General features: G+C 37.9%; 24 protein-coding genes. All 24 read left to right on the forward strand.

Going from position 1 to position 26,410, the window contains the following annotated elements; all coding sequences use genetic code 11:
* Nucleotides 1–9 precede the first annotated feature (9 nt).
* The 24 genes from BT1A1_RS07740 to BT1A1_RS07855 all read left to right on the forward strand — a co-directional run bounded on the left by BT1A1_RS07740 (nucleotide 10) and on the right by BT1A1_RS07855 (nucleotide 26,409).
* On the forward strand, nucleotides 10–1,095 hold the full coding sequence (locus BT1A1_RS07740) for a protein-glutamate methylesterase/protein-glutamine glutaminase (RefSeq protein WP_034769801.1): 1,086 nt from the start codon (nucleotides 10–12) through the stop codon (nucleotides 1,093–1,095).
* A gap of 5 nt (nucleotides 1,096–1,100) precedes the next feature.
* On the forward strand, nucleotides 1,101–3,137 hold the full coding sequence (locus BT1A1_RS07745) for a chemotaxis protein CheA (protein WP_034769802.1): 2,037 nt from the start codon (nucleotides 1,101–1,103) through the stop codon (nucleotides 3,135–3,137).
* 86 nt (nucleotides 3,138–3,223) lie between these two features.
* Nucleotides 3,224–3,673 carry a chemotaxis protein CheW gene (locus BT1A1_RS07750; protein ID WP_034769803.1) on the forward strand — a complete coding sequence of 150 codons (450 nt, stop codon included), beginning with the start codon at nucleotides 3,224–3,226 and terminating at the stop codon, nucleotides 3,671–3,673.
* A 10-nt stretch (nucleotides 3,674–3,683) separates the two neighbouring features.
* The gene (locus BT1A1_RS07755) at nucleotides 3,684–4,322 is read left to right on the forward strand and encodes a chemotaxis protein CheC (RefSeq protein ID WP_244996519.1); all 639 of its coding nucleotides are present in this window, start codon (nucleotides 3,684–3,686) and stop codon (nucleotides 4,320–4,322) included.
* Nucleotides 4,319–4,816 carry a chemotaxis protein CheD gene (locus BT1A1_RS07760; RefSeq protein WP_034769806.1) on the forward strand — a complete coding sequence of 166 codons (498 nt, stop codon included), beginning with the start codon at nucleotides 4,319–4,321 and terminating at the stop codon, nucleotides 4,814–4,816. The genes BT1A1_RS07755 and BT1A1_RS07760 overlap by 4 nt, the downstream gene beginning before the upstream one ends.
* 83 nt (nucleotides 4,817–4,899) lie before the next feature.
* Nucleotides 4,900–5,691: a FliA/WhiG family RNA polymerase sigma factor gene (locus BT1A1_RS07765; RefSeq protein ID WP_311315764.1), complete on the forward strand. Its 792-nt coding sequence runs from the start codon at nucleotides 4,900–4,902 to the stop codon at nucleotides 5,689–5,691.
* 33 nt (nucleotides 5,692–5,724) lie between these two features.
* Nucleotides 5,725–6,033: a hypothetical protein gene (locus BT1A1_RS07770; protein ID WP_034769808.1), complete on the forward strand. Its 309-nt coding sequence runs from the start codon at nucleotides 5,725–5,727 to the stop codon at nucleotides 6,031–6,033.
* A gap of 10 nt (nucleotides 6,034–6,043) precedes the next feature.
* A complete protein-coding gene (locus tag BT1A1_RS07775) occupies nucleotides 6,044–6,607 on the forward strand; it encodes a DUF6115 domain-containing protein (protein ID WP_034769809.1) in 564 nt (187 codons plus the stop codon).
* A gap of 222 nt (nucleotides 6,608–6,829) precedes the next feature.
* Entirely contained in the window at nucleotides 6,830–7,552 is a 723-nt protein-coding gene (rpsB, locus tag BT1A1_RS07780; RefSeq protein ID WP_034769810.1) for a 30S ribosomal protein S2, read from the forward strand.
* A 125-nt stretch (nucleotides 7,553–7,677) separates the two neighbouring features.
* The gene (tsf, locus tag BT1A1_RS07785; protein ID WP_034769811.1) at nucleotides 7,678–8,559 is read left to right on the forward strand and encodes a translation elongation factor Ts; all 882 of its coding nucleotides are present in this window, start codon (nucleotides 7,678–7,680) and stop codon (nucleotides 8,557–8,559) included.
* 100 nt (nucleotides 8,560–8,659) lie between these two features.
* A complete protein-coding gene (gene pyrH, locus BT1A1_RS07790) occupies nucleotides 8,660–9,382 on the forward strand; it encodes a UMP kinase (RefSeq protein WP_034769812.1) in 723 nt (240 codons plus the stop codon).
* A 2-nt stretch (nucleotides 9,383–9,384) separates the two neighbouring features.
* Entirely contained in the window at nucleotides 9,385–9,942 is a 558-nt protein-coding gene (gene frr, locus BT1A1_RS07795; protein WP_034769814.1) for a ribosome recycling factor, read from the forward strand.
* 479 nt (nucleotides 9,943–10,421) lie between these two features.
* Nucleotides 10,422–11,198, forward strand: coding sequence for an isoprenyl transferase (locus BT1A1_RS07800; RefSeq protein ID WP_034769815.1), 777 nt, complete (start codon nucleotides 10,422–10,424; stop codon nucleotides 11,196–11,198).
* Nucleotides 11,199–11,213: 15 nt separating this feature from the next.
* Nucleotides 11,214–12,011: a phosphatidate cytidylyltransferase gene (locus BT1A1_RS07805; RefSeq protein ID WP_034769817.1), complete on the forward strand. Its 798-nt coding sequence runs from the start codon at nucleotides 11,214–11,216 to the stop codon at nucleotides 12,009–12,011.
* A gap of 146 nt (nucleotides 12,012–12,157) precedes the next feature.
* Entirely contained in the window at nucleotides 12,158–13,315 is a 1,158-nt protein-coding gene (dxr, locus tag BT1A1_RS07810) for a 1-deoxy-D-xylulose-5-phosphate reductoisomerase (RefSeq protein ID WP_034769818.1), read from the forward strand.
* A gap of 136 nt (nucleotides 13,316–13,451) precedes the next feature.
* Complete coding sequence (gene rseP / locus BT1A1_RS07815; RefSeq protein WP_034769820.1) at nucleotides 13,452–14,708, forward strand: RIP metalloprotease RseP; 1,257 nt, start codon at nucleotides 13,452–13,454, stop codon at nucleotides 14,706–14,708.
* A 35-nt stretch (nucleotides 14,709–14,743) separates the two neighbouring features.
* On the forward strand, nucleotides 14,744–16,465 hold the full coding sequence (locus BT1A1_RS07820; RefSeq protein ID WP_034769821.1) for a proline--tRNA ligase: 1,722 nt from the start codon (nucleotides 14,744–14,746) through the stop codon (nucleotides 16,463–16,465).
* 335 nt (nucleotides 16,466–16,800) lie between these two features.
* Nucleotides 16,801–21,126 (forward strand): PolC-type DNA polymerase III, encoded by a 4,326-nt coding sequence (locus BT1A1_RS07825; protein WP_034769822.1) that lies wholly within the window; start codon nucleotides 16,801–16,803, stop codon nucleotides 21,124–21,126.
* Nucleotides 21,127–21,429: 303 nt separating this feature from the next.
* Nucleotides 21,430–21,897 carry a ribosome maturation factor RimP gene (rimP, locus tag BT1A1_RS07830; RefSeq protein WP_034769824.1) on the forward strand — a complete coding sequence of 156 codons (468 nt, stop codon included), beginning with the start codon at nucleotides 21,430–21,432 and terminating at the stop codon, nucleotides 21,895–21,897.
* A gap of 102 nt (nucleotides 21,898–21,999) precedes the next feature.
* The gene (gene nusA, locus BT1A1_RS07835) at nucleotides 22,000–23,235 is read left to right on the forward strand and encodes a transcription termination factor NusA (RefSeq protein ID WP_081912305.1); all 1,236 of its coding nucleotides are present in this window, start codon (nucleotides 22,000–22,002) and stop codon (nucleotides 23,233–23,235) included.
* Entirely contained in the window at nucleotides 23,204–23,488 is a 285-nt protein-coding gene (rnpM, locus tag BT1A1_RS07840; RefSeq protein WP_034769826.1) for an RNase P modulator RnpM, read from the forward strand. Before nusA ends, rnpM begins: the two co-directional genes overlap by 32 nt.
* Complete coding sequence (locus BT1A1_RS07845) at nucleotides 23,485–23,802, forward strand: YlxQ family RNA-binding protein (RefSeq protein WP_034769827.1); 318 nt, start codon at nucleotides 23,485–23,487, stop codon at nucleotides 23,800–23,802. Before rnpM ends, BT1A1_RS07845 begins: the two co-directional genes overlap by 4 nt.
* Nucleotides 23,803–23,806: 4 nt before the next feature.
* Entirely contained in the window at nucleotides 23,807–26,134 is a 2,328-nt protein-coding gene (gene infB / locus BT1A1_RS07850) for a translation initiation factor IF-2 (RefSeq protein WP_034769829.1), read from the forward strand.
* The gene (locus BT1A1_RS07855) at nucleotides 26,131–26,409 is read left to right on the forward strand and encodes a DUF503 domain-containing protein (RefSeq protein ID WP_034769830.1); all 279 of its coding nucleotides are present in this window, start codon (nucleotides 26,131–26,133) and stop codon (nucleotides 26,407–26,409) included. The genes infB and BT1A1_RS07855 overlap by 4 nt, the downstream gene beginning before the upstream one ends.
* The last annotated feature ends 1 nt before the right edge of the window (nucleotide 26,410 follow it).

Raw genomic sequence — 26,410 nt, forward strand, 5'->3', positions numbered from 1 at the left:
TATTATATGATGAATCCGATCAAAGTATTGGTTGTTGATGATTCTGCATTTATGCGTGCGCTTATTAAAGATTTATTGTCAAATAATAAGAGAATCCAAGTTATTGGAACAGCCAGAAATGGATTAGATGCATTGGATAAAATTAAAAGATTGAATCCCGATGTTGTTACACTAGATGTTGAGATGCCTGTGATGGACGGGATTGATGCATTAAAAAAAATCATGAGTGAATCCCCCTTGCCGGTTATTATGGTTTCAAGTACAACGACAGAAGGAGCAAAAAATACGATTCTGGCCATGCAATATGGTGCCTTTGATTTTATTGCAAAACCTAGTGGATCCATCTCTCTTGATTTATATAAAGTGAAAGATGAATTGATTAATAGAATTTTAGAAACAAAGCGTGTGAATTTAAAACAGCTAATCCAGGCAGACCCAATTGAACCAAAACCACTAACGACCATTGATGATAATTGGAAACAATGTTCTGTACTTAAAACAAATTCGTATCGGCAGGGAAAAAAACTTGTTTTAATTGGTACATCAACCGGTGGACCAAGGGCACTTGAAAAAGTATTAACCCGTTTACCCGGAAATTTACAAGCTCCGATTCTTGTTGTTCAACACATGCCTAAAGGATTTACAAGATCTTTGGCAGAACGGTTGGATGCGATTAGTGAGATTCACGTCAAGGAAGCGGAAAACGGTGAAATTATACAAAATGGTGTTGCTTATATCGCTCCCGGGGGAATGCATCTAATCATCAGAAAAGTAGGGAAAACTCTTGTCACAGAACTTAGCACGGAACCACCGCTTAAGGGACACCGCCCAAGCGTTGATAAATTGTTTTCATCAGCCAGTCAACTTCAAGAATATCACAAATTAGCCGTTATCATGACGGGAATGGGTTCGGATGGAACAGAAGGCTTAAAACAGTTAAAGCAATCAAAGAACATTTACGCCATTGCCGAATCCGAAAAGACTGCAATCATATTTGGAATGCCAAAATCTGCGATAAATTCCGGGTACATTGATTGTGTTACTGATTTGGAAAAGATTGCCGACCAAATTACAAAAATTATTAATGAGGGATGAGTGTTATGGAAATGAGCCAATATTTAGAAGTCTTTATTGAAGAAAGCAGGGAACATATTCAAAGTTGTAATGAGAACCTTCTGAAGCTCGAAAATGATCCGGACAATTTGGAACTTATTAATGAAGTTTTCCGTTCAGCTCATACGTTGAAAGGAATGTCAGCAACAATGGGCTTTGAAGATATGGCAAATTTGACTCATCAAATGGAAAATGTTCTTGATGGGGTCAGAAACGGTAAATATAAATTTTCCTCAGAATTATTGGATATTATTTTTATGGCCATCGACCATTTAGAAAGCATGGTAAACTCAATTGCTGCCGGCGGTGAAGGCAAGGAAGATGTGTCGGATGCAATCAATAAATTAAAGATGATTGAATCCGGAAAGATAGTAAACCAATCGGACACAACACAAACTGCTGAAATCGATCAAGCAAATATTTCAAAAACCAATTTGAATTATGACCAATTTGAAATAACGGTATTGGAACAGGCGAATGAGCAAGGTTACAAGGTTTATGAAGTTTCCATATTTATCCGCCCTGACTGTTTATTAAAGGCTGCGAGAGTATACATGGTTTTTGATGTTTTGGAAAAAATTGGGGACATTATTAAATCCGTGCCGAACGTTGAACAGTTAGAAGAAGAGCAATTTGATAATGAGTTTGTTGTTACGATTGTTACGCATGATTCAATTGAAGATATAGAGAAAAAAGTCATGAAAGTATCTGAAATTGAAAAAGTAACTGTGGTACCACTGAAAATTTCTGATTTAAAGAAAGTTAACAATGAAGACAGTTCAGACGAACAAAAAAATGTTTCACAAAATGTCGAAGGACAAAAGAAAAAAGAAGCTTCCTCTGCTAAGAAAACAACCGATAAAAAAATTACATTATCAAATAAGACGATCCGTGTAAATATTGAGCGGTTGGATGCGCTTATGAATCTTTTTGAGGAATTAGTCATTGATCGTGGAAGGCTTGACCAGATTGCGAAAGAACTGAATCATCAACAATTAAGTGAAACTGTTGAAAAGATGTCGCGTGTGACAAATGATCTTCAATCAGTTGTATTAACAATGCGAATGGTGCCTGTAGAAGCTGTTTTTAATCGCTTTCCGAAAATGGTTCGCAGCCTGTCCCGGGAATTAGGGAAAAAGATTCATTTACAAATTATCGGACAAGAGACTGAATTAGACCGTACCGTTATTGATGAAATTGGTGATCCTTTAGTCCATTTACTAAGAAATTCAGTCGATCATGGGATTGAAATGCCTGAAGAACGGTTACGAAAAGGAAAACCGGAAGAGGGTACTATCCAATTGAAGGCATATCATAGCGGTAACCATGTCTTCATCGAAATTACCGATGACGGTGCAGGAATTAATCGCGAAAAAGTGGCACGAAAAGCGGTTGAAAAGGGAATTATTACGGAAGAACAAATGAATCAATTGACCGACAAAGAAATTTTTAATTTGATTTTAACATCCGGTTTTTCTACAGCCGATAAAATTTCTGATATTTCCGGTCGCGGAGTTGGTCTCGATGTCGTAAAAAACACAATTGAATCATTAGGCGGCACGATATCTGTCCATTCGGAGGAAAATGTCGGGACAACCTTTTTAATTCAATTACCGCTGACATTATCGATCATTTCCGTTATGTTGGTGGAAGTTCAAAGAGAAAAATATGCCATTCCGTTGACATCCATAATTGAAACAGCCATTTTTAAAAAATCGGAAATTTACTATGCCCATGAGCAACCGGTTATTGATTTCCGAGGGAAGGTAGTACCGATACTATCTTTACAAGAAATTTTTCAAGTTCCTAAAGTTATCGAAGGAAATGATTATATTTCAACTGTGATCATTCGCAAAGGGGACAAGTTGGCGGGTTTGGTTGTTGATTCCTTTATTGGACAAGAGGAAATAGTATTAAAATCGTTGGGAAACTACTTAACAAATGTCTTTGCCATCTCCGGTGCAACCATTTTAGGCGATGGACAAGTCGCATTGATTATTGACTGCAATGCTTTAATTAAATAATTCTTTATCATTGAATTCTTGACTGTCAAAATGTTTCTTATTCGTTAACTCCAGCAGTTGATCTAATTGGAAAGGAAGAGGATGTCATGCCTGTTCAAACAGAAGCGAAGGAACAAAAAGTTGTCGTTTTTTCCTTAAATCAAAAAGAGTATGCTTTAGATGTTCAACATGTTGTATCAATTGAAAAAATGCAACATTTTACCAGAGTCCCTCATGTACCAAATTATATTAAAGGGGTCATTAATTTGCGTGGGGTGATTATTCCCATTATTGATTTGCGAACCCGTTTTCAAGTAGAGGCGGCTGAATATAATCAAAATACGAGAATCATCATTGTTTCCATGGCAGATAAAGAGGTCGGTCTTATTGTCGATGAAGCAAATGATGTGATGAATATTGATATGGATACCATTGAATCTCAACCTGACGTAATCGGCACGGAAAGGCAAAATTATATCGCCGGTGTTGTAAAAATTCAGGATCGACTGCTCATCTTGTTAAAACTGGAAAAAATATTAAATTTTCAAGAGGATTGAGTGATGCGTGTTGAATAATAATTTCTTAAATTCCTTTCAATTAGATATTTTGAAAGAAATCGGTAATATTGGAGCCGGAAATGCTGCCACCGCTCTTTCCGGCTTACTAAATAAAAAAATCGAAATGAATGTACCCAGTGTTCAGGTTGTATCATTTGAAGAAATGATGGAACTGGTTGGCGGAGCGGATATGGTTGTGGCAGCCGTTTTTCTACAAATTGATGGGGACTTAACAGGAAATATGTTCTTTTTATTGCCGATTAAACAAGCGACGATATTTATTCAGCAGTTGACGGGAATGTCGGATTTTTCTTTTGATGAGCCGTCCGTTCCTGAACTCGCTTTATCCGCATTTCAGGAAATGGGGAACATCTTGGCCGGTTCTTATTTATCTGCTCTTTCCGATTTTTTGCAAATGCATATCGTTCCATCGGTTCCTGCAGTAGGAATTGATATGTTTGGCGCCATTATCAGCTATGGACTGATTGAAATATCCCAGGTAAGTGATTTTGCAATTGTCATCGATACTGAAATAAAAGACCCGGACACAATGAATGAATCTGACCTTTATAAAGGCCATTTTTTCTTACTACCTGATCCCGATTCATTTGTAAAACTTTTTACGAAACTTGGGGTTGACATGGAATGATACAAGAATCCATCGTTATAAAAGTCGGAATCGCCGATATGAAAATTGTTACTGCTCCAAATACAATTCGAACATCTGGTCTTGGTTCTTGTGTCGGTGTTGTTTTATATGACTTGCAGAAAAAAATTGCCGGATTGGCTCATATTATGCTTCCTGATTCTTCTTTGGCCAGAGGGGAAACCATTCATAAAGCCAAATATGCGGATACTGCCGTCGAATGTCTTATTCAGCTGTTGGAAAAAGAAGGGGTAAATAAAAAGCAATTGAAAGCAAAAATTGCCGGTGGTGCAGAAATGTTTAAATTTATGACAAAAACTGACATCATGCGGATCGGTCCAAGAAATGTCGATGCAGTAAAACAAGAGCTAAAGAAATTTTCTATTCCACTTGTTGCAGAAGATGTCGGTGGCTCTAGTGGAAGAACGATTGAATTTTCCCCCGAATCAGGGAAATTAATGGTCAGAACGGTAAATCAACCGAGTAAAGAAATATGATGATTCATTGTTTTGTTTCCTTTCAATTTATAAAGGCTAAAACAATTGATTTCACAGCGAATGTATTAAAGGAGGGGGTCATTTTGCCTTATACAGTTAAGTCTGATCAAAACGACCAAACAAAAGAGAGTATGGCAGAAGATTCTCTATTTTATCAATGGTTGAAGCATCGTGATGAGAAAATAGGAAATCAACTTATTGAAAAATATACACCACTGGTTCACCTAATCGTGGAAAAAATATATAAAAATGTTCCAAAATCAGTCATGAAGGACGAATTAATAAGTTTAGGATTTTCCGGTTTGTTTGAAGCAATGCAAAAGTATGACCCCAGCCGGGAATTAAAATTTGAGACGTATGCAACATTTCGGATTCGTGGCGCTATTTTGGATGGACTAAGAAAAGAAGATTGGTTACCGCGAAAAACACGAGAAAAAATGAAAAAGTTGGAAACAACCATTGCCAGATTGGAACAAAAATATTTACGCAATGTTACTCCTGAAGAAATTGCCAAAGAGACGGAATTGTCAGTAGAAGAAGTGCATTCGTTATTAGGTGACAATTTTTTTTCAAACATCCTCTCTATCGATGACCATACGAATCAAAAGGGCGACGAGAAAGAGTCCCAATCCTTTGTTATTCGTGATGAAAAAGTGAAGACACCTGAAGAAAGCTTATTATTTGCAGAAAAAATTAATGAGTTAAAGAAGGCTATCGAAAAATTATCACAGAATGAGCAACTTGTGTTAAACTTATTTTATAAAGAAGAATTAACATTTACTGAAATCGGTCAAATACTAGAGCTTTCTACATCAAGAATCTCACAAATTCATACGAAATCCATTCAAAAGTTAAAAGCATACTTAAATACGTAATATAAACGATGCAAATAAAGGCAGGCGGTTTCTATGAGTTTGAAAGCTGTTGAAATGCAAATTGCCTTACCGAGGACTCAAGATGCGGGAAAATTGCAAAGTGAATGGAATAATCGGGCACTACTCATGAATTTGCAGGCACATGTAGCGGTTCAAAAAGAAGCTGATAAAAAGCGAAAAACGGTTTCTGAAAACGAGGAAGCTTATTTGGCAGAGTGGAAAGACAATACGTCCGGTCGGGATCATGACCTTCCACCTACACAATTAAAAGAGATTGATCATCATTCTCAAGAACAAGTTCAACACCCTTTTAAAGGACATCATATCGATTATCTTGGGTAAGGAGTAAGAAATGGTCTACTTAATTGTTCTTACACTCATCATATCATTGTTAGCATTATTCGCTGTAATCATATTATATATCCGTCAAAACCGGCTTTTTCATATTGAAAAGAGATATAAACAATTAAATGATGAGTTGGAAGCAAGTGTTTCTGCATTTATAATTGAAATGAAGGAAGAGAATGAGGCATTTATTAACAAAATAAAACAGCTGCAATCCTCTGATAAAAAGAATGAAACGATTGAGCCTGTAAATTTAAATATCGAACGAAACGGTAAAGATACAGTTGAATATGGAACGGATTATCAAGTTCTTACTGTGTCACCGCCACTATTTGCAGGAATCAAAGAATATCAAAAAGCGGTAAAGCAAACAACGGATATACCCGAAAAGGAAACCAATGTTCGCAAGGAAGATCAGTCGGAGGCGCAATCAGCAGCTGATTCAGACCTGCACAAAATAAAACAATTATTGAATGCCGGATATTCGATTGATGAAATAGCCAAAACTTTACATAAAGGAAAAACAGAAATTGAACTGTTAATTAAGTTTTCTCCGGATTTTTTTAATTAAAAAGCAATAAAGAAAAAGAAATGAAAGGATTCCAAAGTCGAGTCCTTTTTTTTATAATAACTTGATTGTCATTAACGGTTATGTTATATTATTTACTGGTGTGAATACACACGTTCATGGATTTAAGCAGAGGTGCTGTTTGTCAAAGTCTAATGACATGACAGTCCTGTTTAAAGAAGAAGTGAACGGAGGAAAAGAAAACCATTTAGGAGGAAAATTTTTATGTCAGTACTTTCTATGAAGCAATTGCTTGAAGCCGGTGTACATTTTGGACACCAAACGCGCCGTTGGAACCCGAAAATGAAAAAATACATTTTCCAAGAGCGAAACGGTATTTATATCATTGACCTGCAAAAAACGGTGAAAAAAGTTGAAGAAGCATACAACTTTATTAAAGAAGTTGCGGCTGACGGCGGGAAAATTTTGTTTGTCGGGACAAAGAAACAAGCCCAAGAATCGGTAAAAGAAGAAGCCGAACGTGTTGGGATGTACTATGTCAACCATCGCTGGTTAGGTGGTACATTAACGAACTTTGAAACGATCCAAAAACGGATTCAACGTTTGAAAGATCTTGAAAGAATGGCTGAAGACGGTACTTTTGACGTGCTGCCGAAAAAAGAAGTAGGCCAATTGAAAAAAGAACAAGAAAAATTGGAAAAGTTCCTTGGTGGAATTAAAGATATGAAAGAATTGCCTGATGCATTATTTGTCATTGATCCACGCAAAGAACGCATTGCAGTTCAAGAAGCACGTAAATTAAACATTCCGATTGTCGGTATTGTTGATACAAACTGCGATCCGGATGAAATTGATTATGTGATTCCGGCAAACGATGATGCGATTCGTGCCGTGAAATTATTAACCGGTAAAATGGCTGATGCAATTATGGAAGCAAGACAAGGTGAAGAAGAAGCAGTTGTAGAAGTTGAACCTGCTGCTGAGTAAAGGGATGAAGGTGATAAGAGGGAAAGCCCTTATCACCTTTTTTTCGAAACAATCATAGAAAATAATAAATCTGATGAATACTATTATTGTACATAACAAATGAAGATATTTAGGAGGAAAGGTACATGGCTATTACAGCACAGATGGTAAAAGAGTTACGTGAAAAAACTGGTGCAGGAATGATGGATTGCAAAAAAGCTTTGACTGAAACGGATGGTGATATGGAAAAAGCCATTGATCTTCTTCGTGAAAAAGGAATTGCAAAAGCTGCGAAAAAAGCCGACCGCATTGCTGCTGAAGGGATTACTTACATTTTGACTGAGGGTAATAATGCCGTTATTTTAGAAGTAAATGCGGAAACGGATTTTGTTGCTAAAAACGAACAATTCTTAACGCTAGTAAAAGAAATTGCTGCACATTTATTAGCCAAAAAACCGCAAACCGTCGAAGAAGCACTTGAACAAAAGATGGAAAACGGTGCAACTTTAAATGAACATATCAATTCCGCCATTGCAAAAATCGGTGAAAAAATTACTTTACGTCGTTTTGCCGTTCTTACAAAAGGTGCAGAAGATGCATTTGGCGCTTACCAACATTTAGGCGGCCGCATTTCTGTGCTTACCGTACTAGAAGGAACGACAGATGAAGCAGTAGCGAAAGATGTGGCAATGCACGCAGCAGCGTTAAATCCAAAATATGTCAGCCGTGAACAAGTACCTACAGATGAAGTTGAACGCGAAAAAGAAGTACTGAAACAACAAGCATTAAATGAAGGGAAACCGGAAAACATCGTTGAAAAAATGGTCATTGGCCGTCTAAATAAATTTTATGAAGAAATTTGCCTGTTAGAACAACTGTTTGTAAAAAATCCGGATGAAAAAGTTAGTCAATATGTAAAATCCAAAAATGCCACAATAAGAGAATTTATTCGTTATGAAGTCGGTGAAGGATTAGAAAAACGCCAAGAAAACTTTGCAGAAGAAGTTATGAATCAAGTGAAAAAATAATCATGTCATAAGGTTGACCTGTGAGAGGCTTTCAATGCTTATTCTTCTACACAAGTCAACCTTTTTACAGACAAGAAATTATACATATCGGGGGTTTTTTATGGAAAATCCAAAATATAAGCGTATCGTCCTAAAGTTAAGTGGTGAGGCATTAGCCGGTGACACAGGTTTCGGAATCAACCCAAAAGTAATTAAATCAATTGCTACCCAAGTAAAAGAAGTTGCCCAAATGGGTGTAGAAGTAGCAGTTGTTGTCGGGGGCGGTAATATTTGGCGCGGAAAAATCGGCAGTGAAATGGGTATGGATCGTGCAACCGCAGATTATATGGGAATGCTTGCAACAGTCATGAATTCCTTGGCATTACAAGACAGTCTGGAACAACTCGGTATTGAAACGCGGGTACAAACATCAATCGAGATGCGGCAAGTAGCTGAACCATATATTCGTCGCAGAGCGATTCGTCATCTCGAAAAAAAACGGGTAGTTATTTTTGCTGGAGGTACCGGAAATCCATATTTTTCAACCGATACAACGGCCGCTTTACGGGCAGCTGAAATTGAAGCAGAAGTTATTTTAATGGCTAAAAATAATGTGGATGGTGTGTATTCTGCTGATCCTTTAAAGGATAAAAGTGCAAAAAAATATGCACAGCTTTCCTATTTAGATGTCATTAAGAACGGATTACAAGTTATGGATTCGACAGCCTCATCCCTATGTATGGACAATGATATTCCACTTATTGTATTCTCAATTATGGAAGAAGGTAATATTAGGAAAGTTGTCCTTGGTGAAAATATTGGAACGATAGTAAGGGGGAAATAAACGTGGCAAAACAAGTAATGGCCGATGCTAAAGAACGTATGACAAAAGCCGTACAAGCTTATACCCGGGAACTCGCTTCAATTCGTGCCGGGCGAGCAAGTGCCTCATTGTTGGATAAGATCGCCGTTGAATATTACGGAGTTCCAACGCCAATCAATCAATTGGCATCTATCTCCACACCGGAAGCGAGATTGCTTATGATTCAACCTTATGACAAATCGATTGTCAGTGATGTTGAAAAAGCAATTATGAAATCAGACTTAGGTTTGAATCCAACGAGTGACGGATCCGTTATTCGGATTGCAATCCCTCCTCTGACAGAAGAACGTCGGAAAGAACTGGTGAAACTGGTGAAAAAGGAGTCAGAGGAAGCGAAAGTTGCTATTCGTAATATTCGTCGTGATGCAAATGATGATTTGAAAAAGTTAGAAAAAAATGGTGAATTGACGGAAGATGACCTGAGAGGTTATACCGATGATGTGCAAAAATTAACGGATGAATTTATCGCCAAAATTGATCAGATTACGAAAGAGAAAGAAAAAGAAATTTTAGAAGTATAAGCTTCCTTTCGTTTAATATTTAATTTTCAAAAAACCCCTGCTTTCGGGGTTTTTTCTTTATCTCTTTTCCTTTATAATTAATTAAGCATAAAAACAAATCAACTTTTCCAAGATCGGACAAGTTTTGTTCCTTTCATTTTTTAAAGATGGAGTCAGGCACTATTGACCGCTAATAAAGTTTTAGAGGATTCTTGTATGGATTGGATAGACCGAGATTCAAACAACAAAATATTGCATTTTGAGCGTAAATTTTCGTTGTTAGAATGTTAACTTGAATGATTAATGATAAAATTTGTGAGCGATTTTTCTTTTGTTTTGGTATGATATAAGAAGTTATAAAATACATATGAGCATAATCAGGAATAATCAACGTAAATAGGACCTTTAGAAAATTTATATATACTAAAAACGTATAACCACAAAAGGAAAATCGCACGCAAGTTTGAATTCTTCTGCTGACGAAAATTGGAGGATGAAATATGTTTTATAAAAAACTTTTTAATAAACAAAGTTCCATACCGGAAAGTATAAAGGAACGGATGGAATTGGTGAAAAGTCAAGCTGTACCCGATCATGTAGCAATTATTATGGATGGAAATGGCAGATGGGCAAAAAGTCGTGCTTTACCTAGAATTGCCGGGCACCATGAAGGGATGAAGGTCGTACGAAAAATAGCCATTTTAGCAAATAATATTGGTATTCAAACATTGACCTTATTTGCTTTCTCTACGGAAAATTGGAAAAGGCCAAAGTCGGAAGTGGATTATCTGATGAAATTACCTGCCGAGTTTTTGGATATTTATTTACCTGAACTAATCGATAATAATGTGAAAGTTCAAGTAATCGGTGAGAAAGAAAAAATTCCGAGTCATACATTACTGGTGGTAGAAAAAGCGATAGAAAGAACAAAAAACAACAATGGATTATTGCTGAATTTTGCGCTAAATTATGGAAGTCGTTCCGAAATCATTATGGCAATCAAAAATATTGTCAAAGATATTAAATGTGGAAATATCAATGAAAGAGATATAAATGAAGATATTTTTTCGCAATATTTAATGACAAAAGACTTAGCTGACCCCGACTTATTGATTCGGACAAGCGGAGAAATTCGGTTAAGTAATTTTATGTTATGGCAATCAGCTTATACGGAATTATGGTTCACAGATTGTTTATGGCCGGATTTTGATGAGGGACATTTTTTAGATGCTATTGAACAATATCAAAAACGTTCACGTCGTTTTGGCGGAATATAAAGGTGAGGTTTATAAATGACTCAAAGAATTATTACAGCTATCATCGCAGCACTAATCTTTTTACCAATTGTATTTATTGGCGGTATTCCGTTTGTTATATTAATATATATTATGGCTTCAATATGTTTATTTGAAATTCTTCGCATGAAAAAAATCAACTTGATGACAGTTCCTGGTATTTTGTCGCTGTTCCTTTTATGGATATTTCTTTTACCAATTAATTATTTGAATTTTGTTCAGCGAATAGGTTTGGAAGGAAAAACCGCTCTTTTCTTTTTGGGTGTTCTTATCTTTTTATGTTATTCATTCATTAGTAAAAATACGTTTTCTTTTGAACATATTGGTTATTGTCTGTTATCCGTTTTATATATAGGAATCGGCTTCTATTATATAATAGAAACGAGAGCTGTTGGGGTTTTGTTTATTTTCTTTGCATTGTTTTTAATATGGGCCACCGACTCGGGAGCCTATTTTGTCGGTCGGGCATTAGGAAAAAGAAAATTAGCCCCACATATTAGCCCGAACAAAACGGTAGAAGGATCAATTGGCGGGATCATTACTGCGATCATCGTTGCGCTTCTTTTTTACTTCTTTACGGATATTAACCTAGAATTCCAATTGTTTGAACTGATGATTGTTACAGTAATATTATCTATTTTCGGTCAATGTGGTGATTTGGTGGAATCCGCTTTAAAACGGTACTACCATGTTAAGGACTCCGGAACAATATTACCGGGTCACGGCGGTATGCTCGACAGGGTTGATAGCTGGTTGTTTGTTATGCCACTGCTCATTTTATTGCGAATGTTATAATGTAGGGTCATTTTTCTTATAATCCCGACCATACGGGTATGTCTTGTAAGCCCGACACGATATGCACAAGTGAGGAAGATAGGTGAGAGTAGGGGCGACCGCTTACGTATTTTTTTATAAAAGGTATGATTTCGAGGTGAATTTGTTTGAAAGGAATTAGTTTATTAGGTGCAACAGGATCAATCGGAACACAAACAATAGATATTATTCGGTCCAATCGAGATCAGTTTGAACTTGTTGCCATTGCAGTTGGTAAAAATTTGGAATTAACCAGGGAAATTATCAATGAATTCCACCCCAAACTTGTTTCCGTTCAAAATCAAGCGGATGCAGCGATATTACAACGGGAATTTGCGGGTATCAGTAAAATTTTATCTGGTGATGAAGGCTTAATTGACGTGGCTGTTCATCCTGATGCAAATCTATTCGTCAATGCCATTTTAGGCAGTGTTGGATTAGTTCCGACTTTGAATGCGATAGAGGCAGGGAAAACCATTGCCCTTGCGAATAAGGAAACATTAGTAACTGCCGGGCATATTGTGATGGCGCGGGCACGTGATCGGAAAGTTCCCGTTTTACCTGTAGATAGTGAGCACTCGGCTATTTTCCAGTGTTTACAAGGAGAACGACAGAAAAATATTGAAAGATTAATTATTACTGCATCAGGCGGAAGTTTTCGGGACAACACAAGAGAACAATTATTGGATGTGACCATTGAAGAAGCCTTACATCATCCAAACTGGTCGATGGGCGCAAAAATTACGATCGATTCAGCCACGATGATGAATAAAGGATTGGAAGTGATTGAAGCCCATTGGTTATTCGATCAACCCTATGATAAAATTGATGTACTTCTCCATCGAGAAAGTACAGTACATTCGATGGTGGAGTTTCATGATGGTAGTATCATTGCCCAACTGGGTTCACCTGATATGCGAATCCCGATACAATACGCGTTAACTTATCCGGAACGAACACCGACTAATGCAGCTCGTTTGGATTTGACCGAATTGGGGACACTACATTTTCAAAAAATGGATTTTAATCGATATCGTTGTCTTCGTTTCGCATATGAAGCAGGCAGGAGGGGCGGTACCTTACCGGTTGTATTAAACGCAGCGAACGAGGTTTGTGTTCAGGCTTTTCTGAACGGAAAAATAAAGTTTCTTGAAATAGAAGATGTAATTGAATGGGCGCTGGAAAATCATGTTCCAACAGCAAATCCCGATTTAGATACAATTCTTTCCGTTGATCAGGAAACAAGGGAGATCGTTACGAAACATCTGGTCAGTCGTTTTCATTAAAGGCGTTGTTCAAAAAGTCACGGAAAAAGTTTTTGTTTTTCAACCGCTTTAAGGATAGTGTTTTCTCACTGATTGCAATTCTTTCTTTTTGAACACGTACATAAAAAATTTTTCTATAACAAAGGTGGTATGATAAGTGAGTACACTTTCGACCGTACTAGCTTTTATTTTATTGTTTGGCGCTTTAGTGTTTTTTCATGAGCTAGGTCATTTTATATTTGCAAAGCGTTCGGGAATTTTGTGTCGTGAGTTTGCGATCGGTTTTGGACCAAAAATATTGGCTTTCAATAAGAATGAAACAACCTATACGATCCGGTTACTGCCCTTAGGCGGATATGTCAGAATGGCAGGGGAAGATCCGGAACTTATTGAATTGAAACCGGGTTTGCGGGTCGGTTTAATTTTAGATAAAAATGAGGTTGTAAAAAAAATTATTATCAATCGGAAAGAAAAATACCCGGATGCTCGAATTATTGAAATTGAACAAGCTGATATCGAAAAAGATTTATTTATCACCGGTTTTGAAGAAGAGGAAGAAGAAAGGATTAAATCCTATAAAATTGATGAAAAAGCGGTCTTAGTTGAAAACGGCATCGAATCACAAATAGCTCCAATAGACCGTCAATTTTCTTCTAAATCGTTATTGGCCAGGACATTAACCATTTTTGCCGGTCCGTTGTTTAATTTTATTTTAGCAATCGTTGTGTTTATTTTACTTGGTTTCATTCAAGGTGTGCCATCAAATGAGCCAATGTTGGGGGGAATTACTAAGGATGGTTCTGCAATGAAAGCCGGCCTGAAACAAGGAGATATTGTCCATTCTATTGATGATGCGGAAGTTTCAACTTGGCTAGATATTGTTGAAATTATTCAGGAGAATCCAGGGGATCCGCTCACTTTCCACATCGAGAGAGATGACAAACTGATGGACATCCAAGTAACCCCGCAAAATATAGAGGGGGAAGGGAAAATTGGTGTTTATCAGCCGATGAATAAATCTTTTGGTCAAGCCTTTGTCTACGGTTTTACGGAAACTTGGTTTTGGACGAAACAGATTTTTATCATTCTTGGCGATTTAGTAACGGGCGGTTTTACCATTGATGCTTTCTCGGGACCGGTCGGGATTTATGCCTCGACTGAAGCTGTCGCCCAATCCGGTATATTTAATTTATTCCGCTGGGGTGCGCTATTAAGCATTAACCTCGGTATCATGAACTTATTACCAATACCGGCACTTGACGGAGGAAGATTATTGTTTTTTGGAATCGAAGCATTACGAGGGAAACCGATCGATAAAAACAAAGAAGGTTTCGTCCACTTTATCGGTTTTGCTTTATTAATGTTATTGATGATTGTTGTTACATGGAATGATATTCGAAGATTTTTTCTTTAATATAAAATAGAAATTTGATTATTGGGGTGCAAGAGATGAAGCAAAGTAACACATTTATACCAACTTTAAGAGAACTGCCGGCCGATGCTGAAATAAAAAGTCATCAATTATTGTTACGGGCGGGATTTATTCGTCAAGTAGCCAGTGGTATATACTCGTATTTACCGTTAGGAAAAAAAGTCTTACAAAAAATAGAAAACATTGTACGTGAAGAAATGGAACAAATTGGTGCTGTGGAATTGTTAATGCCTGCTCTTCAACCGGCTGAGTTATGGCAAGAATCCGGCAGATGGTTTTCCTATGGACCGGATTTAATGAGGATGAATGATCGTCATGATCGTCCGTTTGCACTTGGACCGACCCATGAAGAGGTGATAACAAGTCTGATTCGTGATGAAATAAAATCCTATAAACGTTTACCATTAACTTTATTTCAAATTCAGACTAAATTTCGGGATGAAAAACGTCCCCGCTACGGTTTATTACGGGGTCGTGAATTTGTCATGAAAGATGCCTATTCCTTTCATACAAGCAAAGAAAGTCTTGATGAAACGTATGAAAAAATGGTTCAAGCATATACGAATATTTTTACACGATTAGGGCTCAATTTCCGAGCGGTTATTGCTGACTCCGGCTCAATCGGCGGTAAGGATACCCATGAATTTATGGTTCTATCGGAAATTGGCGAGGATACGATTGCCTATTCCGATGCATCAGATTATGCAGCGAATATTGAAATGGCAGAAGTTGTTACGCAATACGAAAAAAGGGATGAGACACTGAAGGATCTCCAAAAAGTAAATACCGGTGAACACAAAACCATTGAAGAGGTGGTGAACTTTCTGCAAATTTCACCTGAAGATACGATTAAATCACTCTTATTTAATGTTGATGGAGAAAATGTTCTCGTTCTCGTTCGCGGCGATCATGAAGTCAATGATGTAAAAGTGAAAAACTTGCTCAACGCCTCGATTGTTGAACTTGCCAGCCCGGAACAAACAGAAGAAGTGTTCGGCTGTAAAATTGGCAATATTGGTCCGGTTGGTGTAAATCATGTAAAAATAATTGCCGATCATGCTGTGAAATATGTGGTCAATGGTGTTTGCGGGGCAAATGAGGCAGAGCAACATTACGTGAATGTCAATCCTGACCGTGATTTTACCGTGGAACAATATGCGGATCTACGTTTTATCAAAGAGGGAGACCCTTCACCGGATGGGAAAGGAAAAATTGTTTTTGCAAAAGGGATTGAAGTCGGTCATGTCTTTAAGCTTGGTACCCGTTATAGTGAAGCAATGAATGCTGTATTTTTAGATGAAAACGGCCGCTCACAAACAATGATCATGGGCTGTTACGGTATTGGAATTTCCCGATTAATTACGGCTGTCGCGGAACAAATGGCTGATGAGAAAGGGCTTGTTTGGCCAATGTCCATTGCACCTTATCATGTGCATGTAATCATTGTCAATACGAAAGATGAAACTCAGTGGAAACAAGGAAATATGATTTACGAAACATTGAAAAAACAAAGATACGAAGTCTTATTAGATGATCGTCATGAACGCGCTGGTGTAAAATTTGCCGATAGTGATTTATTTGGTATTCCGGTCCGAATTGTTGTCGGTAAAAAAATTAATGAAGGAATCGTGGAATTGAAAATAAGGAAGACCGGGGAAACATTGGAAATCCCAGTGGATCAATTGCAGGAAGAGCTGGACAAACTTTTGTCCCAACTTAAGGGGAGTAAGGGGCAGTAAGATCCCCACTTCAAAATTCTGAGGTTTCAAAGTAGATAGGTGGGGGAAGAACTGCCCTTAAAGCTCCGATTGATTCACTAATCATCAGTGGTAACACTGATGGAAGTTTCACCTTATAAAATTACATTTTAATCAGTGGGGTTATATTCTCCACTGATTCTTTATTTTACAAATTGAATGTTTTGCTGGAAGCGGACAAAAAACCGGTCCTTTGTTCTGGTTATGATGAAATGATCCTTTGTGGTAAAATAGAACATGTTTCCTTTCAAATAATATATGATAGAATAAATGAAAGAGAACGGTTATACTCCTATCAGTAACGGGGGGGGATTTTTATGAGTGATTTGATGGCAGGGAAAAAAGAACGATTCCAGCTACTTTTGCAACAAATGGATATGGTAGATGATCGCTTTTTTCCTTACTTGAAAAATGGAGAAATTAAAAGACTAATTATTGAACGAAAAACACGTAAATGGGAGTTTCATTTTTTACTAGATTCGATCTTGCCTTATCAAGTTTTTGATATTTTCTCGGCAAAAATCAGAACCGCCTTTCGTCATATTGCCGATGTTTCTTTTCTTCTTGAGACAAAGAATAATGATTTTACCGAACAATTGGTAGTGGATTATTGGAAATATAGTATCGGACAATTGCAAGGGATGTCGCCTGCCCTTCTTTCTCTATTGAATGAGCAAATCCCGAAAGTCAAAGGAAATAAAATAATTATCACAGCCCGAAATAATACGGAATGTTTAACATTAAAGAAAAAATATTGTGGAACCATTGCGGATGTATACAGTCAAGTTGGTTTTCCACCTTTACAACTGGACGTGGAAGAGCATACCGAAGCGATGGAAGAGACGTACCAACAATTTTTGCTTGAACGGCAAAAGGAAGACGAGGAACGGGCAAAACAAGCAGTCATTGAAATTCAAAAACGGGCAGAACACCACCGGTCAGATGAAGCGGATGACAATGGCCCGCTGATCATCGGCTACCCCATTCAAGGAGAGCAAGATTTTCGTACATTAAATGAAATTACTGAAGAAGAACGTCGCATCGTCATTGAAGGCTATGTCTTTGCCTGTGAAACAAAGCAGCTTCGAAGTGGAAGGACACTATTAGAGTTTAAAATCACCGATTACACGAATTCGATTCTTGTAAAAATGTTCTCAAAGGATAATAAAGAAGACGGGGAAAAATTGAATCGATTAAAAAAAGGCATGTGGGTTCGGGTTCGGGGCAATGTCCAAAATGATACATTCGTCCGCGATTTAGTCATGATTGCGAATGATATAAATGAAATTAAAGGGAAAGAACGCTTTGATACTGCTCCGGCTGATGAGAAACGGGTTGAACTTCATTTGCATACACCGATGAGCCAAATGGATGCAGTATCTTCCGTCAGTTCGCTTGTATCCCAGGCAAAAAAATGGGGGCATAAAGCCATTGCCATTACCGATCATGCCGTAGCACAGTCATTTCCGGAAGCATTCAGTGCCGCTAAAAAGAACGGGATTAAGGTGATTTACGGAGTGGAAGCGAATATCGTTGATGATGGTGTTCCGATTGCATATAATCCGAGCCATCGTTTGCTTACCGACGATACATATGTTGTTTTTGATATTGAAACAACCGGTCTATCAGCCGTTTACAATACAATCATTGAATTAGCTGCGGTAAAAATTAAAGATGGAGAAATTATCGACCGCTTTGAATCATTTGCTAATCCGAAACATAAACTTTCTGCGTTTACAATCGAGTTGACCGGCATCACCGATAATATGGTCGAAAATGCGCCTGATCCGGAAGAAGTTTTAAAACAATTTTATGAATGGTGCGGTGATGCCGTCCTTGTTGCTCACAACGCTTCTTTTGATACAGGGTTTATTAATGTCGGTTATCAAAAAATCGGTTACGGGAAATTTACAAACCCGGTAATCGATACGTTGGAATTGGCCAGATTTCTATATCCGGATATGAAAAACCACCGCTTAAACACATTGGCGAAGAAACTAAATGTGGAATTGACGCAACATCACAGGGCAATTTATGATGCCGAGGCGACCGGACATATTTTATTAAAATTGCTGAAAAGCGCTGAAGAAAAAGGAATTAAGTATCATGATGAATTAAATGAGTACGGAAAAAATGAAACGAGTTATAAACGAAGCCGGCCGTTCCATGCTGTATTATTGGCACAAAATCATGTCGGTTTGAAAAATTTATTTAAACTAATTTCTTTATCACATGTTAAATATTTTTATAAAGTGCCAAGAATCCCAAGGTCTGTATTACAAATATATCGAGAAGGCATTTTGGTTGGCTCTGGCTGTGATAAAGGGGAATTATTTGAAGCGGCACAACAAAAAGCAACTGAAGAAGTGGAAGAAATCGCGAAATTTTATGATTATCTGGAAGTTCATCCGAAAGAAATTTATCAACCATTACTCGAGACCGATGTCATTCAAAGTGAAAAACAATTAGAAGATGTAATCAAAAAAATCATATTGGTCGGCGAGAAATTAAATATTCCAGTCGTTGCAACCGGTAATGTTCATTATTTACATCCGGAAGATAAAATTTACCGAAAAATATTAGTTGCTTCTCAAGGTGGTGCCAACCCGCTCAATCGTCACCAACTGCCGGATGTCCATTTCCGAACGACAGATGAAATGTTGAGAGCTTTTCAATTTTTAGGTGAAGAAAAGGCAAAAGAGATCGTTGTTGTTAATCCAAATAAGATTGCCGATATGGTTGAAGAAGTTAAACCAATAAAAGATGAATTATATACACCTAAAATTGAAGGAGCGGAAGAGGAAATCCGGACAAAAAGTTATGAGATGGCTAAAAAAATTTATGGCGATCCCCTTCCTGAAATCATTGAAGCCCGCTTGGAAAAAGAATTGAAAAGTATTATCGGTCACGGATTTGCCGTTATCTATTTAATTGCTCATAAATTGGTTAAAAAATCACTGAATGATGGGTATCTTGTCGGTTCCCGGGGTTCGGTCGGATCTTCGTTTGTTGCGACAATGACGGAAATTACCGAGGTGAATCCATTGCCGCCTCATTATGTATGCCCGAACTGCAAACATTCCGAGTTTTTTGATGACGGTTCTGTTGGCAGCGGCTTTGATTTACCGGATAAAGACTGTCCAAATTGCGGATCGAAATATAAAAAAGACGGGCATGATATCCCGTTTGAAACTTTTCTTGGATTTAAAGGGGACAAGGTGCCAGATATTGATTTAAACTTTTCCGGCGATTATCAACCAAAAGCACATAATTATACAAAGGTGCTATTCGGAGAGGACCATGTTTACCGTGCAGGTACGATTGGTACTGTTGCAGATAAAACGGCCTATGGCTTTGTCAAAGGTTATGAGGAAGACAACAATATCCAATTGCGTCAGGCGGAACGGGAGCGACTTGCCCTCGGATTGACCGGTGTAAAACGAACAACCGGGCAGCATCCGGGTGGAATTATCGTTATTCCGGACTATATGGATGTATATGACTTTACACCGATTCAATATCCGGCTGATGCCCAGGATGCAGAATGGCGGACAACCCATTTTGACTTCCATTCCATCCATGATAATGTATTAAAACTCGATATACTCGGACACGATGATCCGACTGTGATCCGCATGCTGCAAGATTTAAGCGGAATCGATCCGAAAACAATCCCAACAGATGATCCGGAAGTAATGAAAATTTTCAGCAGTCCAGAATCACTTGGTGTTACTGAAGAACAGATTATGTGTAAAACCGGAACGCTGGGAATTCCTGAATTTGGCACCCGTTTTGTCCGGCAGATGCTGGAAGAAACAAAACCAACGACATTTTCCGAGCTGTTGCAAATTTCCGGTCTCTCCCACGGGACGGACGTTTGGTTAGGTAATGCTCAGGAATTAATTCATAACGGTACTTGTTCATTAAGTGAATGTATCGGTTGTCGGGACGATATTATGGTTTATTTGATCTATCGCGGACTTGAACCTTCCACTGCCTTTAAAATTATGGAGTCGGTACGGAAAGGAAAAGGTTTGACAGATGAAATGGAGAAAGATATGCGGGAACATGATGTTCCTGAATGGTATATTGATTCATGCAAAAAAATCAAGTATATGTTTCCAAAGGCCCATGCGGCTGCGTATGTACTAATGGCGGTTCGAATTGCCTATTTTAAAGTTCATCATCCGCTCTTATATTATGCAACCTATTTTACCGTTAGAGCAGAAGATTATGATTTAGATGCCATGACAAGTGGTTCCAATGCCATTCGGAAAAGGATCACGGAAATTAACGAAAAAGGTCTTGATGCATCAACCAAGGAGAAAAGTTTATTAACGGTTCTCGAACTTGCCTTGGAAATGTGTGAGCGAGGATTCTCATTCAAAAAAATTGATCTTTATAAATCAAAAGCAGCTGAATTTGTAATTGACGGCAATTCGTTAATTCCGCCGTTTAATGCAATCCCCGGCCTGGGAACAAACGCAGCGATGAACATCGTAAAGGCACGTGAGGAAGCTGAGTTTTTATCAAAAGAAGACCTTCAGCAAAGAGGGAAAGTATCGAAAACCATCATGGAATTTTTAGATAATCATGGTTGTCTGGAAAATCTGCCCGAACAAAACCAGTTATCATTATTTTAAACTTTGAATAATGGCGTATTTCTGGTTGACTCTTGTTTGCCGGTATTGATGAAATGGGACAATTGCAAAATGGTTTGGATTATGATATATTTTTATTGGCAATACTAACTTTAATCTCTTGAATCTAAAGAGTGGGGAGTTCCTCACTCTTTCCTGTTTGTAAAAAGGTTTATCAAAAAACAAAATTATAAAAAACATGGAAACGATAATTTAAAACGGTTAGTCAACTTTTTCATTTTCTACGCATAATAAAAATAACCTTTACATTTGTTACATTTGAATTTCCTAAAGAGGAGGGAAAATATGAGCAAAGTAACGGAAACAGTCGAAAAAATTGCATGGCCAATTGTTCAAGAATTAGGCTTGGAAATTGTCGATGTTGAATATGTTAAAGAAGGCAAAAACTGGTATCTGCGACTGTATATTGATAAAGAGAATGGCGTCGATATTGAAGAATGCGGAATGGTTAGTGAAAAATTAAGTGAAAAACTGGATGAAATTGATCCGATTCCTCATAATTACTATTTAGAAGTTTCTTCACCAGGAGCTGAGCGTCCATTGAAGAAACAAGAGGATTTTGAAAAGGCGATCGGGAAAAATGTCCATATCAAAACATATGAACCGATTGACGGTGAAAAAATCTTTGAAGGGATTTTACAAGAATTTGACGGTACGAATGTTACCATTGAAGTGCGGGTCAAAACAAAAAGTAAAGTAATACAAATCCCATATAATAAAATTGCCCAAGCAAGACTGGCTGTTGTATTTTAGAAAGAAAAGTGCGAGTAGCACTGGTGCAGGCAAAAAACAATCCACAGTTTTTCAGGCGATATTGATTTGAAAAAGAAAAATACATAAAAGGGGGATATTGTAATGAGTAGTGAACTTTTAGACGCCTTGGACCGGCTGGAAAAAGAAAAAGGAATTTCCCAAGATGTCATTGTCGAGGCAATAGAAGCTGCACTTGTTTCTGCTTATAAAAGAAATTTCAATCAAGCACAAAATGTACGGACAGATTTTAATTTAACCACCGGAACGATGCATGTGTATGCTCGCAAAGAAGTCGTGGATGAAGTATTTGATTCAAGATTAGAAATTGCCATAGAAGAAGCTAGAAAAATCAACCCGAATTACGAAATTGGGGATATAGTTGAAATCGAAGTAACGCCAAAAGAATTTGGCCGGATTGCAGCTCAAACAGCCAAACAAGTCGTCACACAAAGGGTCCGTGAAGCTGAACGGGGAATCATTTACGAAGAATTTGTCGACCGTGAAGATGATATCATGACGGGGATTGTGCAAAGAAAAGATAATCGGTATGTCTATGTAAGTCTAGGAAAAACAGAAGCATTATTACCGGTGCATGAGCAAATGCAAAATGAACAATACAATCATAATGACCGAATGAAAGTTTATATTACGAAAGTGGAAAAAACAACGAAAGGACCACAAATTTTTATTTCCAGATCACATCCGAATTTATTAAAAAGATTGTTTGAACTTGAAGTTCCGGAAATATACGAAGGTATTGTCGAAATAAAATCGGTAGCAAGAGAAGCAGGTGACCGCTCAAAAGTATCCGTCTGGTCAGATAATCCGGATGTCGACCCGGTCGGTTCATGTGTCGGGCCAAAAGGTTCCCGTGTACAGGCGGTGGTAGATGAGTTAAACGGGGAAAAAATAGATATTGTGAAATTTTCAAAGGATCCGGTTGAATTTGTCGCCAATGCACTTAGTCCTTCGAAAGTTTTAGATGTCATTGTAAATGAAGAGGAAAAGTCAACCGTTGTCATTGTCCCAGATTACCAGCTTTCATTAGCAATTGGTAAACGCGGTCAAAATGCAAGGCTTGCTGCAAAATTAACCAATTGGAAAATTGATATTAAAAGTGAATCAGATGCGAGAGAACTAGGTATATATCCTCGAGAAGAACCGCTATTTTCTCCAAACTTAACATTCAATGATGAAGATACAATCATAAGTGAAAAGGACCAAAGAGTGGAGGAGGAACATCCGGTTGCACAAGGGGATGCTCATGACTTTGCCGAACTTGGAGAAAACGGAGAGGTGATGGAACATGAACAAACCGAGAAAGATACCGATGCGTAAATGCGTGGCCACCGGGGAAATGTATCCGAAAAAGGAGTTGCTCCGGATCGTCCGTTCCAAAGAGGGAGAAGTCTCGATTGATCCAACCGGAAAGAAAAACGGGCGTGGTGCATATTTGTCCAAAAATAAAGAAGCTGTCCTTCTGGCTAAGAAAAAAAATATTTTAAAACATCATTTAGAAACAGAAATTGATGAAAATTTATATGATGAAATCTTGGCGTTTATTGAAAAGGAGAACACTTCGAAATCATGAAGCAAGAAAAATGGCAATCACTGCTCGGGTTGGCAAATCGAGCCGGGAAATTGGTTACGGGTGAAGAACTGGTGGTAAAAGAAATTCAAAAAAATCGTGCCAAATTGGTTTTATTGGCACAAGACGCCGGAAAAAATACAAAGAAGTCAATTATCGACAAGTCTGCATTCTATCACGTACCAGTTAAATTGGTTTCTGACCGTTATACATTAGGAAAGTCGATCGGTAAAGAGGCACGGGTTGTCGTCGCCGTGACGGATACCGGATTTTCCGAAAAGTTACAAAGTGAGCTTGATCAAATTCAGTGGGGGTGAAACAATGACGAAAATGCGTGTATATGAATATGCAAAGAAAAACAATGTTACAAGTAAAGTCGTTATTGAAAAATTGAAAGAACTAAATATAGAAGTGTCCAACCATATGACAACAATTGAACCGAGTGCCATAAAACAATTAGATGAAACTTTTGGGAAAGGAAAGTCAAAATCAACGAAAGAGCCTATGACAAATAAACAATCAGAAAATAAACAGACTAATAGAAACAAACCACAAACAAGGGAAAATAAACAAAAATCAAAGGGTGGCACCCAATCGAATAAAAATCGTTCACAAAATTCAAATAAAAAAACAACCCAAGCAAAAATAAAACCAACTGCAAAAAAGGTGCCAACTCCAGTAATTGCAGATGAAGAAGTATTAGATGATGTTGCTATTCCTAACAGGGTCAAAGTAAAAACACCTCCTAAAAATAAGGAAGGGAAAAAATACGATCAAGAGTTTCGATCAAAAGAAAACAAAGCTTTTAATCGAAATAAAAACAAGGCGAAATCGGGACAAAAGAAAAAGAGTAGTTCACCAGTCCAAACTCCACCTGTGAGAAAAGAAAAGGAACTTCCTAAGAAAATTTCATACACAGATACTCTCACAGTTGCGGAATTGGCGAAAAAATTGCATCGGGAACCATCTGAAATCATAAAAAAACTATTTATGCTTGGAGTCATTGCCACAATTAACCAAGAATTAGATAAAGATGCTATTGAGTTGATTACAAGTGAATATGGTGTGGAAGTCGAGGAAAAAGCCAGCGTCGATATATCCGATTTAGAATCTTTTATTACAGAGGATAGTCCGGAAAATTTGAGCGAACGTCCTCCTGTTGTAACGATTATGGGTCATGTTGACCACGGCAAAACGACTTTACTTGACTCAATCCGCCATACAAAGGTTACCCAAGGTGAAGCCGGTGGCATTACGCAACATATCGGTGCCTATCAAGTAGAAATTAACCAGAAAAAAATTACTTTCCTTGATACGCCCGGGCATGCTGCATTTACAACGATGCGGGCACGTGGGGCTCAAGTGACCGATATCACTATTTTAGTTGTTGCAGCGGATGATGGTGTCATGCCGCAAACGGTCGAAGCCATTAACCATGCCAAAGCTGCGGATGTTCCGATCATTGTTGCAGTCAACAAAATTGATAAGCCGGATGCCAATCCAGAACGGGTCATGCAAGAATTATCGGAATATGGATTGATTGCCGAAGATTGGGGCGGGGATACGATTTTTGTTCCGATCTCAGCTTTAACCGGTAAGGGAATTGATCAATTGTTGGAAATGATTCTGCTTGTCAGTGAAATGGAAGAATTGAAGGCAAACCCGAATCGGAATGCATACGGAACCGTCATTGAAGCAAAACTTGATAAAGGAAGAGGTTCAGTCGCAACACTGCTTGTTCAAAACGGAACATTGAAAATCGGCGATCCGATTGTTGTCGGCAATACTTATGGACGTGTTCGGGCTATGGTTAATGACCGCGGTCGACGGGTAAAAGAAGCAGGTCCATCTGCAGCTGTCGAGATTACCGGCTTAAATGAAGTTCCTCAAGCGGGCGATCGATTTGTCGTATTAGAGGATGAAAAAACCGCTCGTCAAGTTGGCGAAGCACGCAGCCAAAAAGCACTGCAGGAAACGAGAAACGAGACAGCTCGGGTAAGCCTTGATAAATTATTTGAACAAATGAAACAAGGTGAATTGAAAGAACTGAACATTATCGTTAAAGCTGATGTTCAAGGATCAGCCGAAGCATTAGTTGCTTCTTTACAAAAAATCGATGTGGAAGGCGCAAAAGTAAACATTATTCATACCGGCGTCGGGGCAATCACCGAATCAGATATTATCTTGGCCACAGCATCGAATGCCATTATTGTCGGCTTCAATGTCAGACCAAATCCAAATGCAAAACGAATGGCAGAAGAAGAAAAGGTCGACATTCGCTTACACCGGATCATCTATAAGGTTATTGATGAAATTGAACAAGCAATGAAAGGTTTATTGGATCCGGAATATCAAGAGAAAGTAATCGGCCAAGCTGAAGTGCGGACAACATTTAAAGTTTCAAAAGTTGGTACAATTGCCGGTTCTTATGTAACAGACGGCAAAGTGACAAGAGATAGCTCTGTTCGGCTAATTCGCAACGGAATTGTCATTTTTGAAGGTGAAATAGACTCGCTGAAACGATTCAAAGATGATGTGAAGGAAGTCAGTCAGGGATATGAATGCGGGATTACTATAAAAAACTTCAATGATATTAAAGAAGGCGATATAATTGAAGCGTATATCATGGAGGAAATTAATGCGAAATGATACTTTCGGCTTCAGTTGAGTGCATAATCTATGATGCCCAATCTTTAAAAGAAAAACGTTCAGTACTAAAGAAAATCATTGCACGAATTCAAAACCGTTATAATATTGCCATTGCAGAAGTGGATCAACAAAATGTATGGCAAAGGACGAAATTGGTTTTAGTAACTGTTGGCTCATCAAGAACCGTTGCTGAACAGGAATTGCAAAAAGGATTAGCACTCATAGATTCATTTCCGGAAATTGAAAGAACCGAAACAGTTTTTGAATGGTTTTAAA

The sequence above is a fragment of the Caldibacillus thermoamylovorans genome (assembly GCF_000751775.1).
Classification (GTDB): domain Bacteria; phylum Bacillota; class Bacilli; order Bacillales; family Caldibacillaceae; genus Caldifermentibacillus; species Caldifermentibacillus hisashii.